Raw genomic sequence first — 16,902 nt, forward strand, 5'->3', positions numbered from 1 at the left:
CACTTGAACGATTCGATCTTCAGGTTCACACTTGAACGATTCGATCTTCAGGTTCACCGGCTTCGTCACGCCGTGAAACGTCAGCTCGCCGATCACTTCCACCGGTACATCGCCCTTGAACTTCATCGACGTGCCTTTGTAGGTCGCCGTCGGGAACTTTTCGGCATCGAAGAATTGCGCGCTCTTCAGTTCGCCGTCGAGCTTCTCGTTGCCGATGTTGATCGACGTCATGTCGATGCTTGCCTCGAGCGTGCCCTTTTTCGCTTCACGATCGATCGTCACCGACCCGCTGCTCTTGTTGAACTTGCCGCGCCACACCGAAATGCCGCCGAAGTGGTCGGTTTCGAAGCTCGGATACGTGTGGTTCGGATCGAGCTGATACGTGACTTCGGCTGCCATTGCATTAACCGATGCCGCCACGAACAACGCGCCGGCTGCCGCGATCAAAAGGTTCTTTTTCATGTGATTTCCTGGATGAGTTTGGAGACGAGTTTATTTCTTGACCGCGACGAGATGGAACTTGATCACGACTTCATCGGCGACGACCGATGTGTCTTTCCACTCGCCCGAACCGACATCGAACTGCGTGCGTTTGATGGGCAACGCGCCATCGAAAGTTTGCGTCGCGCCTTGCTGCGTGACGGTCACCGGCACCGTGACGTTCTGCGATTTACCCTTGATGGTGAGCTTGCCGGCGACGTTGTATTTGTTGCCGCCGGCCGGTGCAATCGATGTCGATGCGAACGTGGCGTTCGGGAAATGCGCGACATCGAACCAGTCCTTGTCCTGCGCCTGCTTGTTGTAGCTGTCGTCGCCGAGATCGTAGCTCGATGTATCGATATTGATGCTCGCGTTGCCGGCAGTCGGCTTGGCGGGATCGAAGTCGAGCGTTGCGGTGAACTTCTTGAACTTGCCATCGACGGGTACGTTCATCTGCTTGGACGTCGCCGTGACCGTGCTTTTGGCGGTATCGACCTGGGCTTGAGCGAACGCGGAAACCGTCGCGACCAGCGACGCAGCGGAAATACCGGCAATCAACCAACGGGATAATTTCACGTCTTTCATGTATGTCCTGATGCGATCCGGATATTGGGACGAGCCGCTATTTGAGAATCAAACGCAAATCTGCGCAAGCCGCCCGCGAGAAACTGGTTATCAACAACGAGGAATCAATAAAGTCGAAAATTCGGTGACTACATCGCGAATTCGTGCGCAAATGTCACCGAAGGAACGGAATCATGCGTGCGAGCAAACCATCGCGATCCACGAAATGGTGTTTCAGCGCCGCGAGCACGTGCATGGCAACGAGCACTAGCAGCGTGTAATTCAGGTAGATATGAACCATTTTCAGCATGACTTTCAGCGCGTTGTCCGGCCCGATGATCGTCGGCAACGGCAGCACGCCGAGATAAACCACCTGAATCCCGGCAGCCGAGCTATACAAATAACCCGATATTGGAATGATCAGCATCAGCACATAAAGCAGGAAGTGCGTGAGGTGCGCGGCGCCCTTTTGCCAACCGGGCATGCGTCGCGGCATGGACGGCGCCTTGTGCGTGCTGCGCCAGAGCACGCGGATCACGGCCAGCGCGAACACGGTGACGCCAATCCATTTATGCCACGAGAAGTACTTGAGTTTGGTCGGCGTGAAACCGGGGATATCGGTCATGATCCAGCCGAGATAAAAGCCGCAGACGATCAGCAGCGCGATCAGCCAATGAAGGCTGATAGCGGTGCGGCTGTAGTTCTCGGAGCTGGCGAAATTCGGGCTGCGTTCCATACGGTGTCCACCAGAAAGAAATGCGGAATTGACGTTTCCGGCCTGTGGGTTTATCGCTGGGGAAAGGGCGGCAAACCGGGATGCAGGTCTCAAGGCCGCCATCCTACCCGAACACGTAAAAAACGGCTTTCAGGAGAGCAAGATTTGCCGATCCGCATATGACATGAAGCTGGCGCCGGATAGTCGCAAACATGACACGGAGCCAACTTGCTCAAAAATAGGCCAGATGGAGATCGAAAATTAGTCAGAAAGCACAACAGACGCGCTCTCTCAACATTTTTGGAATCAATTGATCGGAACAAAACGCCTGAGCGCATCATATAGCAGGGTTTTTGCGGGCGCCGTCGTGCCTCGATGCGTCGACGCGCCGCCGTTTGTTACCATGCGCGCTGGCCCGGCCCTTGCTCTTTTAAGCGGCTGCCCCGAACCAGGACGCAACACAATATTGAACAACACGCCCGTACGAGCCAGCATTCCACTCATGGAAGAAGACGATCTGATTGCCTGCCACGAATGCGACACGCTGTTTCACAAGCGAGCGCTACCCGCGCGCAGTGCGGCAAAATGCACGCGATGCGGCGCCACGCTATATCCCAGCGTGACATCGAATCTGGACAAGCTTTGCGCCATCACGCTCGCCGCGCTGATCACGTTCTTGATCGCGCAGGCGTTTCCCATCGTGGAGCTGGAAACGAACGGGATCACTTCGCAGACCACGCTGATCGGCGCGATCGTGGCGTTGTGGGGCGAGAATATGGAAGTGATCGCGGTGATGGTTTTTTGCGCGACGATCCTGTTTCCGCTCACGGAACTCGTCGCCATGCTGTACCTGATGGTCGCGCTGCGCGCCGGATTCGTGCCGGCCGGATTCAGCCAGGTGTTGCGCGCAATCCAGTTCGTGCGCCCTTGGGGAATGATCGAAGTATTCATGCTCGGCGTGCTGGTTACGCTCGTGAAAATGGTGAGCATCGCGCGCGTGATTCCCGAGGCCGCGCTCTTCGCGTTCGGCGCATTGACGCTGCTTTTCGCGCTCATCCTGACGTTCGATCCACGTGCGCTCTGGGAAATCGCCGAGCGTTTGACCAAGCGCGGCCCGCTTCGATACACCCCGTTCGGCGGCCTGCAATCCGGCATGGGTGCAGACCGGCAAACCGATCTCCAGGCCGATTCGCCGCTCGATTTGCTGCGGCCGCTTTCACCATCGGTAAGCACGCCGGCCGACACATCTCGGGCTAACGCCGCGTCGGCGAATGCCGCGTCCCCACCGAAGCCATGACCGACATACCCGCCTCGCCCAACGCAGAAGAAACCACGGAACCCGCGGAAAGCACGCCGTTTTACACCACGGCATCGCGCGCTGGACTGATCGGTTGCCACGCGTGCAACCTCGTGCAAAAACGCGCGCTCACGGTCGAAACGCAGCGCTGCACGCGGTGCGGCGCCAAGCTCCACAGGCGCAATCCGGATTCGGTCGCGCGCACCTGGGCGTTGTTGTTGTCCGCCGCGATCCTCTACATTCCGGCAAATTTGTATCCCGTGCTGCACACGTCGTCGATAGTCGGTTCCGAGGACGACACCATCATGAGCGGCGTCGCCATGTTCTGGAACGACGGCGACTATCCGCTCTCGGCGATTATTTTTATCGCCAGTATCCTCGTGCCGATGCTGAAACTCGGCACCCTCGCTTATCTCACCTGGGCCACGCAGACGGCATCGAAATGGCGTCCGCGGCAACGCACGACGCTTTATCGGATCGTCGAAAAAATCGGCCGATGGTCAATGCTCGATGTTTTCGTCGTCACCCTCACCGTCGCGCTCGTGCGCTTCGGGTCGCTGGCCGTTATCACGCCGGGACCGGGCGCGCTGGCGTTCGGCTGCGTCGTGGTGCTGACCATGCTCGCCTCCATGCAATTCGACCCGCGGCTGATGTGGGATCACATCGAACCTTCAGGAAAGAAATATGACTAGCCCGCAAGGCCCCTCCAACGATACGGCCAAGGGCCCCAACGAGCCTTCCCGAAATGCCGGCGGCGGCGGATTGCCGCCCAACGGATTGCCGCCGAACCTGCCCGATCCCGTGATCGAGCCGCGCAGCCGATGGATCCCGTCGCTCGTCTGGGTGATCCCGCTGGTCGCGGCGCTGATCGGCATTGCGCTGGTCGTGAAGTCGGTCGCCGGGCGCGGACCGACCATCACCATCAGTTTCGTGAGCGCCGAAGGGCTGGAGAACGGCAAGACCAAGCTGAAATACAAGGACGTGGACGTTGGTACGGTCAAGAACATCACGTTGTCGAAGGATCATTCGCGTGTTCTCGTCGATGTCCAGTTGACCAAGGTCGCCGAGGATTTCGCGGTGAAGGACACGCGCTTCTGGGTCGTGCGTCCGCGCGTGGCGGCAAGCGGCGTGACCGGGCTCGGCACGTTGTTGTCGGGCGCCTACATTGGCGTGGATGCCGGCAAGTCGAAGGAAGACGAAACCCATTTCGTTGGGCTCGAATCGCCGCCGGCGGTGACCGGGGACCAGAAGGGCCGCCAGTTCACGTTGCGCGGCGATTCGCTAGGTTCCATCGATATTGGATCGCCTATTTATTACCGTCGTGTTCAGGTAGGTCAGGTGGCAGGCTTTTCACTCGATAAAGACGGCACCGGCGTCACCATGCAGGTCTTCGTGAACGCGCCTTACGATCAATACGTGGGCACGAACGCACGATGGTGGCATGCAAGCGGCGTGGATCTCCGGCTCGATTCCAGCGGCTTCAAGCTCAACACGCAATCGCTCGCGACCGTGGTGCTCGGCGGCATTGCATTCCAGACGCCGCCGAATCAGGAACCCGGCCAGCAAGCGCCCGACAACATGACGTTCCGCCTCGGATCGGACGAATCCGACGCCATGCGCGATCCGGACGGCCAGCCGATCCGCGTCGTCATGAACTTCAATCAGTCGCTGCGTGGCTTGTCGGTGGGTGCGCCGATCGATTTCCGCGGCATTCTGCTCGGCAGCGTGACGGGCATCGCGATCGAATACGATCCGAAATCGCGCGCCTTCCAGATGCCGGTGACCATGAACATCTATCCGGACCGGCTGGGCAAGCGTTTCCGCGATTCGGTTCCACGCCAGAACACCGTCGCCGGGCAGGAATTGCTGCAGAAGCTGGTTGCAAACGGCTTGCGCGGACAATTGCGCACGGGCAATTTGCTGACCGGGCAGCTTTACGTTGCGCTCGATATCTTCCCGAAGGCAGCCAAAGCCACGGTGAATGTTGCGTCCGATCCGCTCGAATTGCCGACCGTGCCGAACACGCTCGACGAACTGCAGCTGCAAGTGGCCGACATCGCGAAGAAGCTCGACAAGATTCCCTTCGACGATATTGGCAACAACCTGAACAGCGCGCTGAAAAACGCGAACAGTCTCTTCAAGCAACTCGATACACAAGTGGCGCCCGAAGCGCGTGACACGCTGACCGCCGCGAAGAAGACCTTCACGGAAGCGCAAAGCACGCTGCAGCAGGATTCGCCGCTGCAGTCGGACGTTCACCAGGCGCTGCAGGAACTCACGCGGACGCTGCAATCGCTCAATGCGCTCTCCGATTATCTGGAACGTCATCCGGAATCGCTGTTGCGTGGAAAACCAGGAGATAAGCCATGAGTCTGGCCGGAATTTTCAAGGCCGCTGGCGGCGCGTCGACGCTCGCCTTCGTGGCGGCGCTCGCTGCATGCAGCAGTTCGCCGCCCGCGCGTTTTTATACGCTGGGCGGCGCCTCCAGCGACAACGCCGTGAGGACCGCCGCGCCTGCGTCGTTCTATCTGGAACTCGCGCCCGTGGATATGCCGCCGCAAGTCGCCAAGAACCAGATGGTCGTGCAGGACGGCGCCGCGCAAGTGCGCGTGCTCGAGGACCAGCGCTGGGCATCGCTTCCCGCCGATGAAGTGCGGCGCGCGTTGTCGGCGGATCTGTCGCAGCAGCTTGGCGCTATCGATGTCTATGGCACGCCGTATCCCGAAGGCGTGGCGGTGTATCGCGTGAAAGTGAACGTGCAGCGCTTCGAGTCGTCGCCGGGAAAACGCGCGCTGATCGATGCCGTGTGGAGCGTGCGCGGCGTCAGCAATCAGGCGGTCCTGACGTGCCGGACGCTGGCCGAACAGCCGGTCGCGGATGGATATGACGCGCTGGTTGCGGGGCATCGGCAAGCGGTGGATGCGCTGGCAGCGGCCATTTCCGCGGGCGTGAAAACGGTAAGCTCGGCGCCCGCGCCGTCCACGGCCGCTGCGTCCGCCAAAGGTGCCAAGGCCGCGATGCCGACGCCACCGCGCGTGTTGCCGTGTCCGGTCGCGGCCTTGTCGGCAGCGCAGTGAATCTGGTTGGCGTGCGGCATCGAACTTGCGCCATCAGTCACTAACGCAACCCGGTTGCGCCGAAAGGTTCGCCGGGTTTTTTGTCGCCCGACCACAACGCCGCAATCTCGAAATTAAGTCGAGGCGCGCCGGGGCGGTTAAGATCGCTCTCCGTGACTACTCATTGCAGAATCCAAAACAAAGATGATGAAACTGATCGGTTCGCTCGCCAGCCCGTATGTTCGCAAGACGCGGATTGTGATGGCAGAAAAGAAGATCGACTGCGAACTGGTGCTCGAAAACGTCTGGGCATCTGATTCGAATATCCATGCCTACAATCCGCTCGGCAAGGTGCCGTGCCTGATTCTGGACGACGGCGAAGCGGTTTTCGATTCCCGCGTGATCTGCGAATACGTCGATACGCTCACGCCGGTGGGCAAGCTTTTGCCGCAGGAACGCCGCGAACGCACGGAAGTGAGGTGCTGGGAAGCGCTTGCCGACGGCATGCTCGACGCCGCCGTGCTGATCCGCCTGGAAGGCACGCAGCGCGAGGAAGCGCATCGCAACGACGCGTGGATCGCGCGGCAGCAACGGAAGATCGACGACGGCCTGAAAGCCATGTCCAAAGGACTTGCCGCGAAGAACTGGTGCTCGGCGAATCATTTCACGCTCGCCGATATTGCCTGCGGCTGCGCGCTCGGTTATCTCGATTACCGTATGCCCGAATTGAACTGGCGCGAGGATTACCCCAATCTCGACAAGCACATGCAGCGCTTGTCGTTGCGTCAGTCTTTCATCGATACGCTGCCGGCTTGATTTGTAACCGGCTCTGCTCTACACAAAAAGCCCCTTGCGGGGCTTTTTTCATGGCAGCGCGATTAATTATTTCGCCAACGCTTTTTTCAGCACCGTGTTCGCCTGCTCGATCGCGGCGCGCGTGGCCGGCGTCTTCGCCAGCGCATTGAGCATCACGAAGTCGTGGATCGTGCCTTCGTATCGCACCGCCGTCACGCGAACGCCCGCCTGCGAAAGCTTGCGAGCGTAGGCTTCGCCTTCGTCGCGCAGGACGTCGTTTTCGTCGGTGATGACGAGCGCAGGCGGCAAACCCTTCAACTGATCGAGCGATGCCCGCAGCGGCGAGGCCGTGATCTTTTCCCGATCGGCCGCGTTCGGCGCGTACGCGTCCCAGAACCATTTCATCGCATTCTTCGTGAGCCACGGGCCGTCGGCGAATTCGTTGTATGAGCCGTCGTCGAAGTTTGCATCGGTGACAGGATAGAACAGCACCTGATAACGCAGCGCCGGACCGCCCTGTTCCTTCGCCATCAGCGTAACGGCCGCCGCCATGTTGCCGCCGACGCTGTCGCCCGCCACCGCCATGCGGGTTGCATCGACGTTGAACTGCTTTGCGTGCTCGGCCACGTAGCGCGTCGCGGCGTAGGCTTGTTCGGTTGGCACCGGAAATTGGGTCTCAGGCGAGCGATCATAGTCGACGAAAACCACGGTCGCCTGCGCACCATTCGCGATTTCGCGCACCAGACGGTCGTGGGTGTTTTTATCGCCGAGAACCCAGCCGCCGCCGTGGAAATACATGATCACGGGCAGCTCGCCCTTGGCATGCGCCGGACGCACGATACGAAGCGCAATCTTGCCGGTCGGGCCGGCATCGATCACGCGGTCTTCGATCTGCGCGGCTTCCTTTTCCACCGGCTGCGACTGCGCGCCGGCGAGGACGTTGCGGGCATCGGCGGGAGACAAGGTGTAGATGGGCGGGCCTTTTTGTGCGGTGAGCGCATCGATGAACTGCTGCGTCGCCGGTTCGAGCACGGGTGCTGCGTGCGCGATGGCGCTTGCGGTCATCGTTGCAGCGACAGCGGAGGCGATGGCGAGAGACTTGAGCTTGAACATGTTGACTCCTTGGATGGTTTTGATGCGGTTAAACAGCTTGGAAACTTGGTTGCTTGGAAACTTGGTTGGTTGAGAACTGAATTTCTTGGTAAAAAGCCCGTAAATTCAAATGCATCTACTTGTAGATAGACAACGGGGTTTAATGAAGCTTCGAATCGTTATTGCAGTTCGGGAAACTACGGTAGACCGCTAATAGTTGTGACCCAGCAAAGAGCCCTCAGTGTTGGTTCACAACCAAAGCATCCACAACCTTCCTCGATACGGTAAAAAAGTAATGTGACTATAAAAATCGGAAATCAAAATCTATCTACCTAAAGATAGATTCAAGTTGATTGATAAGCTAATTAGTACGTTGATTGCCCGGTTTTTCTGGTAAATACTTATTCATTCTTAACAAAAATCCGAACAATTACTATTCATTACAACGTCCCGCGCGCAAAGAACCGCCATTCCGCGATCACCGTTTCACGGTCTGCGTAACTTCATCGAGACGAACCTTGGAGTGAAACAATCGGCACGCCAGCAAACTCCCTTGATACGCCGCGAACAACGCCCGGGCAGTGACCTCGGGCTTACCGTTCACTCGCAAGGTTTCCTGCTTCTCGCCTTCGGCCAGCACTTTAGCCAGCCATGATTCATTCGCCTTGTAGAAGGCCTGAACCGCGTGACGTACTTCATCGGGTAATGATTGAATATCCGCTGCCAGCATTCCGCACAAACAAACCTGATCGCCTTCGCCCACGATCTTGCCGAACAGCTTTACGTATCGATCGAGCTTCTTCTCGGCGGAAGCGGAGCTGTCGATCGCATAAATAGACGACATGACATCTGCGCTATAGGTATTCACCGCTTCGAGCACCAGATCTTCCTTCGATGGGAAGTAATAGTGAATGCTCGATGTCTTCACTCCGACCAGCTCCGACAGGTCCCGATAACTAAAACCGTTATAGCCGCGTGTCATCAACAGGATTTGCGCGTGGTCGAGCAACTGCTCGCGCACGGTGTTCTTGTCTGGGGTTTTCTCGGCGTTCATATCGGGTTGTTTCCAAGCGCTGTTCAAATACTTGCGCATACGTTTCAATAAGATATAAGACCAGGCGTAATTTATCTACTAGAAGGTAGATAGTCAAGAAATTTTATAAAAGGCTTTCACAAATCTCAGACGCTCAACAAAAAAGCGGGCCGCAGCCCGCTCTTCAACCTTCCGCACGACCAGCGTTATCTCGGCGTCAACAACGCCGCCTGAGCTTCGCGCCGCGCCGGCTGCGCCGTTGCCGCATGTTCGATGATCCCGCCGCCCAGACAAACATCGCCTTGATAAAGCACCGCCGATTGTCCCGGCGTGACGGCCCACTGGGCATCGTTGAAACGCAGCTCGAAGCGGCCATCCGCCTCCGATGCACCCACCACGCACGCCGAATCCGCTTGTCTGTAACGCGTCTTTGCCGCGCACTCCAGCCCGTCCACAGGCGCCGCGCCCGCCACCCAGCTCGTGTTTCCGGCCACGAGCGAATGCGACAACAGCCACGGATGATCGTGGCCCTGCACCACATACAACGTGTTCGACGCCATATCCTTGCCCGCGACGAACCACGGATCACCGCTGCCATCCTTGCTGCCGCCAAGCCCGATGCCCTTGCGTTGTCCGAACGTATAAAACGCCAGCCCGACATGCTCGCCGATCACCTTGCCATCGGGCGTTTTCATCGGGCCGGGTTGCGTCGGCAAATAGCGGTTCAGGAATTCGCGAAACGGCCGTTCGCCGATAAAACAAATCCCCGTCGAATCCTTCTTCGCCGCATTCGGCAAGCCAATCTGCGCTGCGATCTCGCGGACTTTCGTCTTCGGCATTTCGCCGAGCGGAAACAGCGTTTTCGACAACTGCGCCTGATTCAACCGATGCAGGAAGTACGACTGATCCTTCGTGTGATCCGTGGCCTTGAGCAGCTCGAACAAACCATCGCGTTCCCGCACGCGCGCGTAATGACCCGTGGCGATGGTTTCGCCGCCAAGCGACATCGCGTGGTCGAGGAAAGCCTTGAACTTGATTTCGGCGTTGCACAGCACGTCCGGATTGGGCGTACGGCCCGCCGAATACTCCCGCAGGAATTCGGCGAACACGCGATCCTTGTATTCGGCCGCGAAGTTGACCGCTTCCACGTCGATGCCGATCAGATCCGCCACCGACACCACATCGATCCAGTCCTGCCGGGTCGAGCAATATTCGCTGTCGTCGTCATCTTCCCAGTTCTTCATGAACAGGCCGATCACGTCGTAGCCCTGCTCTTTCAGCAGCCACGCGGTCACCGACGAGTCCACGCCGCCCGACATGCCCACCACGACTTTCTGTTTTCCGGCCTTGCTCATTTTGCTTTCTGCCTGATGCTTGATGCTTCAAAAATTCAGCACGCGTCCCGCACCGGCGCGACCGAATGCGTATGGATGAAGTCGAGCGGCACGCGCCGCCCGGCGAGGTAATGATCGAGACATTCCAGCACGGCCGGCGACCTGTGCCGGCCAACGCACGCGCGCAGTTCGTCGGCGGTCATCCATATGGCGCGCACGATGCCGTCGTCCAGTTGCGCTCCCGGCACCGGTCCGGAAGTCGTGCCACAAAACGTAAAACGCAGATACGTCGCCGATTTCCCCGGCCGCTCGAAATGCGTGAGATATGCGCCGACAAGCGCTTCCGGCTCGAAACCATGCGCCGTTTCCTCGAGCGTTTCGCGCTTCACGGCATCGACAAGCGTTTCCCCCGCTTCCAGATGCCCGGCCGGCTGATTAATCTTGAGTCCGTCGGACGTTTGCTCCTCGATCACGAGAAAGCGCCCGTCCCGCTCCACAATTGCCGCGACGGTAACGCGCGGTGTCCATCGTTCAGTATTCATGGGACCGTATTTTACCGTTTTGCGCGTTTTCCCGCCGTTCGCGGAGTTGATGGACGTTGTTGCCCGATGGCGTCATTTTTCGCGAATCTTTCGGTTACAGTGGCAATCAGTCGCAAAAATCAGCTTAAAGAACCGCCCGCTGGACTGCTCGTTCACGTGCGCAGGCGTCTTCACCAGCAACAGCGCGAGCGACCGCACACGGACATAACAGAACTAGAACGTGAGGAGGATGAAGATGCATATCGGAGTGCCTGCCGAGACGCGGGCGAACGAGGCGCGCGTCGCCGCCACGCCGGAAACGGTCAAGAAGCTGGTGTCGCAAGGTCACCGGGTCACGGTGCAGCGCGGCGCCGGTCTGCCGGCGAGTTATATCGATGAAGCTTTCACCGCCGCCGGCGCCGAGCTTGTCGATGCCAACACCGCATTCGCCGCCGATCTCGTCCTCAAGGTCCATTCGCCCAACGAAGCCGAGTTGCCGCTGCTGAAACACGGCGCGGTCCTGGCCGGCATGCTCGACCCTTTCAACGCCGATAACAACTCGCGCCTCGCCGCGTCCGGCATCACCGCGTTCGCGCTCGAAGCCGCGCCACGCACGACGCGCGCGCAGAGCCTTGACGTGTTGTCATCGCAGGCGAATATTGCCGGGTACAAGGCCGTGCTGGTCGCGAGCAATATCTATCAGCGCTTCATGCCCATGCTGATGACCGCCGCCGGCACCGTGAAAGCCGCACGCGTGCTCGTGCTGGGCGCGGGCGTCGCAGGTTTGCAGGCGATCGCCACGGCCAAGCGGCTGGGCGCGGTCATCGAAGCGTCGGATGTGCGTCCCGCCGTGAAGGAGCAGATCGAGTCGCTGGGCGCGAAATTCCTCGACGTTCCGTACGAGACCGATGAAGAACGCGAAGCCGCGGTCGGCGTCGGCGGATACGCGCGGCCAATGCCCGCAAGCTGGCTTGCCCGGCAATCCGTGCTCGTCGCCGAACGCGCGAAGCAGGCGGATATTGTGATCGCGACGGCGCTGATCCCCGGGCGTCCCGCGCCGACCTTGATCGCGGCTGAAACCGTCGCGCAGATGAAACCGGGCTCGGTGATCGTCGATCTTGCCGCTGGCCGTGGGCCCGAATTCGAGGGGCGGCGCGGCGGCAATTGCCCGCTGACCGAACCCGATCAGGTCGTGATGAAACACGGCGTGCATCTGGTCGGCTACACGAATCTTGCATCGATGGTCGCAACCGACGCGTCCGCCCTTTACGCGCGAAACCTGCTCGATTTCATCAAGCTGATCGTGACGAAGGAAGGCACGTTGAACATCGATATGGCCGACGACATCGTCGCGGCCACGCTCCTGTGCCGCGACGGCCAGGTCACGCGCGGGATCAAAGGAGACTGACATGGAACTGGTTAATCACACGGTCATCAACCTGATCATCTTCGTGCTGGCAATCTATGTCGGGTATCACGTGGTCTGGAACGTCACGCCTGCCCTGCACACGCCTTTGATGGCGGTGACGAACGCAATTTCGGCGATCGTGATTGTGGGCGCGATGCTCGCCGCGGGATTGACGATCGGCGGCGCTGGAAAATTCTTCGGCACGCTCGCGGTGTTATTGGCGGCGGTCAACGTGTTCGGCGGCTTTCTCGTCACGCGGCGAATGCTCGAGATGTTCAAGAAGAAAGCGCCGAAGCAAATCACCTCGTCGAAGGAGATTACGCAATGAGCATGAGCGTAGTCACTCTCCTGTACCTCGTCGCTTCGGTGTGTTTCATCCAGGCGCTCAAGGGATTGTCGAACCCGAAAACCGCGCGCATTGGCAACACGTTCGGCATGGCCGGCATGGCGATCGCGATTCTCACGACTATCGCGTTGATCGTAAAACAGGCTTCGGCGTTGGGATCGGATCTGTCGCTGGGATTGGGATTGTTGTTCGCGGCGCTCGTGGTCGGCGGCGCGATTGGCGCGTACGTTGCGGCGAAAGTCGAGATGACGAAGATGCCCGAACTCGTCGCCGCCATGCACTCGCTGATCGGTCTGGCGGCGGTTGCCATTGCGTATGCCGTTGTTTCCGAACCCTCGGCATTTGGACTTGCCGCGTTGGGCGAGCCGATTCCGGTGGGCAATCGCGTGGAATTGTTCATTGGCACGTTCGTGGGTGCGATCACGTTCTCCGGTTCGGTGATCGCGTTCGGGAAACTTTCGGGCAAATATCAGTTCAGGTTGTTCAAGGGCGCGCCCGTCGTGTATGCCGGCCAGCACATGATCAACTTGCTGCTCGCCATCGCGATGCTCGGCTTCGGCATCATCTTCATGTTCACGCAATCGTGGCTGCCGTTCGTGATCATGACGCTGATCGCGTTTGCGCTCGGCGTGCTGATCATCATCCCGATCGGCGGCGCGGATATGCCCGTGGTTGTATCGATGCTCAATTCGTACTCGGGCTGGGCGGCCGCGGGCATCGGCTTCTCGCTGAACAATCCGATGTTGATCATCGCCGGATCGCTGGTGGGATCGTCGGGCGCGATTCTCTCGTACATCATGTGCCGCGCGATGAACCGCTCGTTCTTCAACGTGCTGTTGGGCGGGTTCGGCAACGAAGGCGGCGCGGCGGCGGGCGATGGCGCGAAGGAACAGCGCCCGGTGAAATCCGGTTCCGCCGATGACGCCGCGTTCATGCTCGGCAACGCGGAAACCGTGGTAATCGTGCCGGGTTATGGATTGGCCGTGGCGCGCGCGCAGCATGCGCTGAAGGAACTGACGGACAAGCTGATCGAGAAAGGCATCGATGTGAAGTACGCCATTCACCCGGTCGCGGGGCGCATGCCGGGGCATATGAACGTGTTGCTGGCTGAGGCCGAGGTCGACTACGAGCTGGTCCACGAAATGGAAGATATCAACGGCGAGTTTCAGCAGACGGACGTGGTGCTGGTGCTCGGCGCGAATGACGTGGTGAATCCGGCGGCTAAAACCGATCCGAAATCGGTGATTGCAGGGATGCCGATTCTGGAGGCTTATCGGGCGAAGACGATTATCGTGAACAAACGGTCGATGGCGGCGGGTTATGCGGGGCTTGATAACGAGTTGTTCTACATGGACAAGACGATGATGGTTTTCGGCGACGCGAAAAAGGTGATCGAGGATATGGTGAAGGCGGTGGAGTGAGGTGGATTGCCCAACTTCGATAAGCGCCGGTGAGCTCGCGAGGGTCGTCGGCATTTTTTATTGACGCGATCAGGTCGGGACGCTTAGTTTCCTTCGCTTGACCACTGCTACGAGGCGACCCGAAGCAAATGCGTGCGCTGTTCATCTGAAGTAGAAACCGTCTGAGAAGTCCGACTGCTGAAGAAGTTTTCTCGTCTTGGCCCGGCGTTGAGACAGATTCCGCAGGCTTGGCGCTCGATGCGGCAATGCCTCTCGAGCCTGATCAAATTGCGTGGGCCGAAGTGATTTTTGTTATGGAGCGAAGGCATAAGGACAAACTGAACAAAACGTTCGGGCGATATCTGAAGGGGAAACAAATCGTTTGTCTCGATATCCCCGATAAATTCAGCTATATGGACCCGGAGTTGATCGCGTTGCTGGAGCGGAAGGCGGGGAGATTTATGGATCGGTGAATGTTAAGCCAGAGCTCAAGCTTGGCGGTATTTTCCCGCCGCGATCTCAACGGGTAACTCGGTCCGCAAAACCTTAAAACATCGCTTCCAGGCCTTTACGATCTACGAGATCAAGCAGCTTCAATGACGGCCCGTTCGGCCGCTTCTGACCCTGCTCCCATTTCTGCACGGTCGATGCGCTCGTGTTCAGACACGCCGCAAACACCGCCTGACTGGCCCGGGTGCGCTGCCGTATCCGCTTGATCTGCGCCGCGCTGTAATCCTTGATCGGCGGCAGGCATAGCGCATCGAATTCCCGGAGTGTTACGGCGTCCATCGTTCCAGCATGGTGTAGCCCTTGCGCGGTTTCGTGTAATGCCTTCAACAATTTGTCACTCATCGCCTTTCACCTCGATTAATTCGCCCGCACGCAGCGCCTGAGTCAACGTGGGCGAGTCATACCCCAACAACTCCGATGCCAGCAGTTTCAAGGCAACGAGCCCCTTTTCGCTCACATTGGCCCGCTCGTTCTTGGCAAACCCGAACACGAAGAACGCTCGCTCGCCCATTCGAAACGCCAGCAGCGTCCGTAATCCGCCGCGCTTGCCGCGTCCGTTGATGCCAACTCGCTTCTTGAAAACGTGTCCACCCATATTCGCATCGATCAGACCTTGGCTCATTTCCCCGACGGCATCAAGCAGCGCGGCGTTGGCTATGCCTTCCGAATCGGCCCAGCGTTCGAACCATTTGGTCTTGAAAGTGCGCAATTGTTTTCCTGGAAAGTATAGCACTCGGTGCGATAGCGCCTGATTCGTATCCACTGGCGTATTGCACTAACGATACTGATTCGCCGGTCGCAACGTAACTAGCCAATCGGCTAACGTCAGCAGCGTTGTCCAATCCGAAAACGATCGAATCCGCTTCTTATCTACCGCCCTTCCAGAACCTTCCCTGCCGTTACTGCGCGGCCAACTCATCGGCCGCCCCCGGCCCCTTCCCGCCCCCGCGTACAATATCCCCCTTCGATTCCCCTAAAAAAGCACCGCCCCATGGCCACTACTTTCCTTTTCGACTGGTTTGTCCCTTGCCCGCGCGGTCTCGAGGCGCCGCTCGCGGCCGAACTCGCCGAGATCGGAGCGAAGCTCGTAGAGGGCTCGCAATTTAGAACCGGCAAGGAAGTCCCGGGCGGCGTGCATTTTCGCGGCTCGTGGGCGGCCGGCATGGCGGCGAACCTGCACTCGCGCATCGCAAGCCGCGTATTGCTCAAGCTCGCACACGGCCCGTACCGGAGCGAACACGACATCTACGAACTCGCGTATCAGCAGCAATGGGAAAAGTGGTTCTCGCCGAATGAAACCATTCGCGTCGATATCACCGCCATCAAGTCGCCATTGCGCAGCCTCGAATTCGCCACGCTGCGCGTGAAGGACGCCGTTTGCGATCGTCTCCGCGAACTCACGGGCAACCGTCCGAGCGTCGATACCGCCCAGCCCGACGTCCGCGTCTTCGCATTCCTCACGCTGAACGAATGCACGCTTTACATCGATACCTCCGGCGATCCGCTTTTCAAACGCGGCTGGCGCCTGGACAAAGGCGCGGCTCCATTACGCGAAAATCTCGCGGCCGGCATCTTGCGCCTGACCGGCTGGACTCCCGGCACGCCGCTGTTCGACCCAATGTGCGGCAGCGGCACCTTCCTCGCGGAAGCCGCGCAAGTTGCTTTGAACATCGCGCCGGGCGTCGAACGTCGTTTCGGATTTGAAAAGCTCAAGCAATACGATGTAACCGCGTGGCAAAAACTGAAAGGCGCGGCGCTCGATGCAAAACACGCCGCGCAATCATCGCGTGAGGATATCCAGATCTACGGCAGCGACATTTCCGGCGACATGCTCGACAAGGCCTACGCGAACCTCGAACGCGCGGGTTTGCCGGAACTATCGCTGAAACAGGTCGATGCACGCCACATGACGCCGCCCTCGGGCGAGCCCGGCATCCTGGTCGCGAATCCGCCGTACGGCGAACGGATCGAAGTGCGAGGGCGTGGTCCGCGCGGCGAACTTCGCGAACCGAAAAATCGCGGCCGCGATGAAGACGAAGAAGCGTTCCATCGCGCGCAACCCGATCCCGCCGATCAGGAGTTCTTCATCTCGTTCGGCAACGCGCTCAAACAGCGCTTTCCGGGCTGGCGCGCGTACGTGCTGACATCGGATAGAAAATTGCCCGGCATGTTGCGCTTGCGGGAATCGACAAAAACGCCGCTTTTCAACGGCGCGCTCGAATGCCGCCTGTTCCGCTTCGACCTGATTGCCGGAAGCGTGCGCAACCGGCCGGCAGCGGCGGAACCCGCAGCCGATCAAACGCCCCAAGCGCCCGAAGCGAAGGAATGACGCCGGGCAAAGCGGCGCTACA

18 protein-coding genes and 1 pseudogene are annotated in these 16,902 nt (G+C 59.3%); 10 read left to right on the plus strand and 9 right to left on the minus strand.

Going from position 1 to position 16,902, the window contains the following annotated elements:
- From ASG35_RS08755 to ASG35_RS08765, 3 genes are all read right to left on the minus strand, one after another.
- The coding region (locus ASG35_RS08755; RefSeq protein WP_056355646.1) for a YceI family protein at positions 1-462 on the minus strand (462 nt) is incomplete at its 3' end.
- A gap of 30 nt (positions 463-492) precedes the next feature.
- Complete coding sequence (locus ASG35_RS08760; protein ID WP_056355647.1) at positions 493-1,065, minus strand: YceI family protein; 573 nt, start codon at positions 1,063-1,065, stop codon at positions 493-495.
- A 154-nt stretch (positions 1,066-1,219) separates the two neighbouring features.
- Positions 1,220-1,780 carry a cytochrome b gene (locus ASG35_RS08765; protein WP_056355650.1) on the minus strand — a complete coding sequence of 187 codons (561 nt, stop codon included), beginning with the start codon at positions 1,778-1,780 and terminating at the stop codon, positions 1,220-1,222.
- A gap of 481 nt (positions 1,781-2,261) precedes the next feature.
- Here ASG35_RS08765 and ASG35_RS08775 point away from each other — a divergent pair, with 481 nt between their 5' ends.
- From ASG35_RS08775 to ASG35_RS08795, 5 genes are all read left to right on the plus strand, one after another.
- Positions 2,262-3,056: a paraquat-inducible protein A gene (locus ASG35_RS08775; RefSeq protein WP_056355654.1), complete on the plus strand. Its 795-nt coding sequence runs from the start codon at positions 2,262-2,264 to the stop codon at positions 3,054-3,056.
- Positions 3,053-3,748, plus strand: coding sequence for a paraquat-inducible protein A (locus tag ASG35_RS08780; protein WP_082508296.1), 696 nt, complete (start codon positions 3,053-3,055; stop codon positions 3,746-3,748). Before ASG35_RS08775 ends, ASG35_RS08780 begins: the two co-directional genes overlap by 4 nt.
- Complete coding sequence (locus tag ASG35_RS08785; protein ID WP_056355656.1) at positions 3,741-5,426, plus strand: PqiB family protein; 1,686 nt, start codon at positions 3,741-3,743, stop codon at positions 5,424-5,426. The genes ASG35_RS08780 and ASG35_RS08785 overlap by 8 nt, the downstream gene beginning before the upstream one ends.
- The gene (locus ASG35_RS08790) at positions 5,423-6,133 is read left to right on the plus strand and encodes a PqiC family protein (RefSeq protein ID WP_056355658.1); all 711 of its coding nucleotides are present in this window, start codon (positions 5,423-5,425) and stop codon (positions 6,131-6,133) included. Before ASG35_RS08785 ends, ASG35_RS08790 begins: the two co-directional genes overlap by 4 nt.
- Before the next feature lie 183 nt (positions 6,134-6,316).
- On the plus strand, positions 6,317-6,928 hold the full coding sequence (locus ASG35_RS08795) for a glutathione S-transferase C-terminal domain-containing protein (RefSeq protein WP_056355660.1): 612 nt from the start codon (positions 6,317-6,319) through the stop codon (positions 6,926-6,928).
- Between the two features lie 66 nt (positions 6,929-6,994).
- On the opposite strand, the gene ASG35_RS08800 is transcribed toward ASG35_RS08795, so the two are convergent.
- The 4 genes and pseudogenes from ASG35_RS08800 to ASG35_RS08815 all read right to left on the minus strand — a co-directional run bounded on the left by ASG35_RS08800 (position 6,995) and on the right by ASG35_RS08815 (position 10,908).
- The gene (locus ASG35_RS08800) at positions 6,995-8,020 is read right to left on the minus strand and encodes an alpha/beta hydrolase (protein WP_056355661.1); all 1,026 of its coding nucleotides are present in this window, start codon (positions 8,018-8,020) and stop codon (positions 6,995-6,997) included.
- Between the two features lie 457 nt (positions 8,021-8,477).
- Positions 8,478-9,053, minus strand: coding sequence for a TetR/AcrR family transcriptional regulator (locus ASG35_RS08805; protein ID WP_056355783.1), 576 nt, complete (start codon positions 9,051-9,053; stop codon positions 8,478-8,480).
- Between the two features lie 185 nt (positions 9,054-9,238).
- A pseudogene (gene mnmA, locus ASG35_RS08810) lies at positions 9,239-10,387 on the minus strand (tRNA 2-thiouridine(34) synthase MnmA); the annotation flags it as partial.
- A 35-nt stretch (positions 10,388-10,422) separates the two neighbouring features.
- Positions 10,423-10,908, minus strand: coding sequence for an NUDIX hydrolase (locus ASG35_RS08815; protein WP_056355665.1), 486 nt, complete (start codon positions 10,906-10,908; stop codon positions 10,423-10,425).
- Between the two features lie 235 nt (positions 10,909-11,143).
- Here ASG35_RS08815 and ASG35_RS08825 point away from each other — a divergent pair, with 235 nt between their 5' ends.
- From ASG35_RS08825 to ASG35_RS08840, 4 genes are all read left to right on the plus strand, one after another.
- Positions 11,144-12,295: a Re/Si-specific NAD(P)(+) transhydrogenase subunit alpha gene (locus ASG35_RS08825; RefSeq protein ID WP_056355785.1), complete on the plus strand. Its 1,152-nt coding sequence runs from the start codon at positions 11,144-11,146 to the stop codon at positions 12,293-12,295.
- Between the two features lies 1 nt (position 12,296).
- Positions 12,297-12,623, plus strand: a complete 327-nt coding sequence (locus tag ASG35_RS08830; protein WP_056355669.1) for an NAD(P) transhydrogenase subunit alpha — start codon at positions 12,297-12,299, stop codon at positions 12,621-12,623.
- Entirely contained in the window at positions 12,620-14,062 is a 1,443-nt protein-coding gene (locus ASG35_RS08835) for an NAD(P)(+) transhydrogenase (Re/Si-specific) subunit beta (RefSeq protein WP_056355672.1), read from the plus strand. Before ASG35_RS08830 ends, ASG35_RS08835 begins: the two co-directional genes overlap by 4 nt.
- A 161-nt stretch (positions 14,063-14,223) precedes the next feature.
- Positions 14,224-14,514, plus strand: a complete 291-nt coding sequence (locus tag ASG35_RS08840; RefSeq protein WP_235527494.1) for a low molecular weight protein tyrosine phosphatase family protein — start codon at positions 14,224-14,226, stop codon at positions 14,512-14,514.
- A gap of 73 nt (positions 14,515-14,587) precedes the next feature.
- Here the strand turns inward: ASG35_RS08840 and ASG35_RS08845 are convergent, their stop codons facing one another.
- Together ASG35_RS08845 and ASG35_RS08850 are read right to left on the minus strand one after the other, a co-directional pair.
- Positions 14,588-14,893 (minus strand): helix-turn-helix domain-containing protein, encoded by a 306-nt coding sequence (locus ASG35_RS08845; protein ID WP_056355674.1) that lies wholly within the window; start codon positions 14,891-14,893, stop codon positions 14,588-14,590.
- Positions 14,886-15,260, minus strand: a complete 375-nt coding sequence (locus ASG35_RS08850) for a type II toxin-antitoxin system RelE/ParE family toxin (RefSeq protein ID WP_056355676.1) — start codon at positions 15,258-15,260, stop codon at positions 14,886-14,888. The genes ASG35_RS08845 and ASG35_RS08850 overlap by 8 nt, the downstream gene beginning before the upstream one ends.
- A 282-nt stretch (positions 15,261-15,542) precedes the next feature.
- On the opposite strand from ASG35_RS08850, the gene ASG35_RS08855 reads away from it, so the two are divergent.
- Complete coding sequence (locus tag ASG35_RS08855) at positions 15,543-16,880, plus strand: THUMP domain-containing class I SAM-dependent RNA methyltransferase (RefSeq protein ID WP_056355678.1); 1,338 nt, start codon at positions 15,543-15,545, stop codon at positions 16,878-16,880.
- Positions 16,881-16,902 lie beyond the last annotated feature (22 nt).

The sequence above is a fragment of the Burkholderia sp. Leaf177 genome (assembly GCF_001424345.1).
GTDB lineage: Bacteria > Pseudomonadota > Gammaproteobacteria > Burkholderiales > Burkholderiaceae > Caballeronia.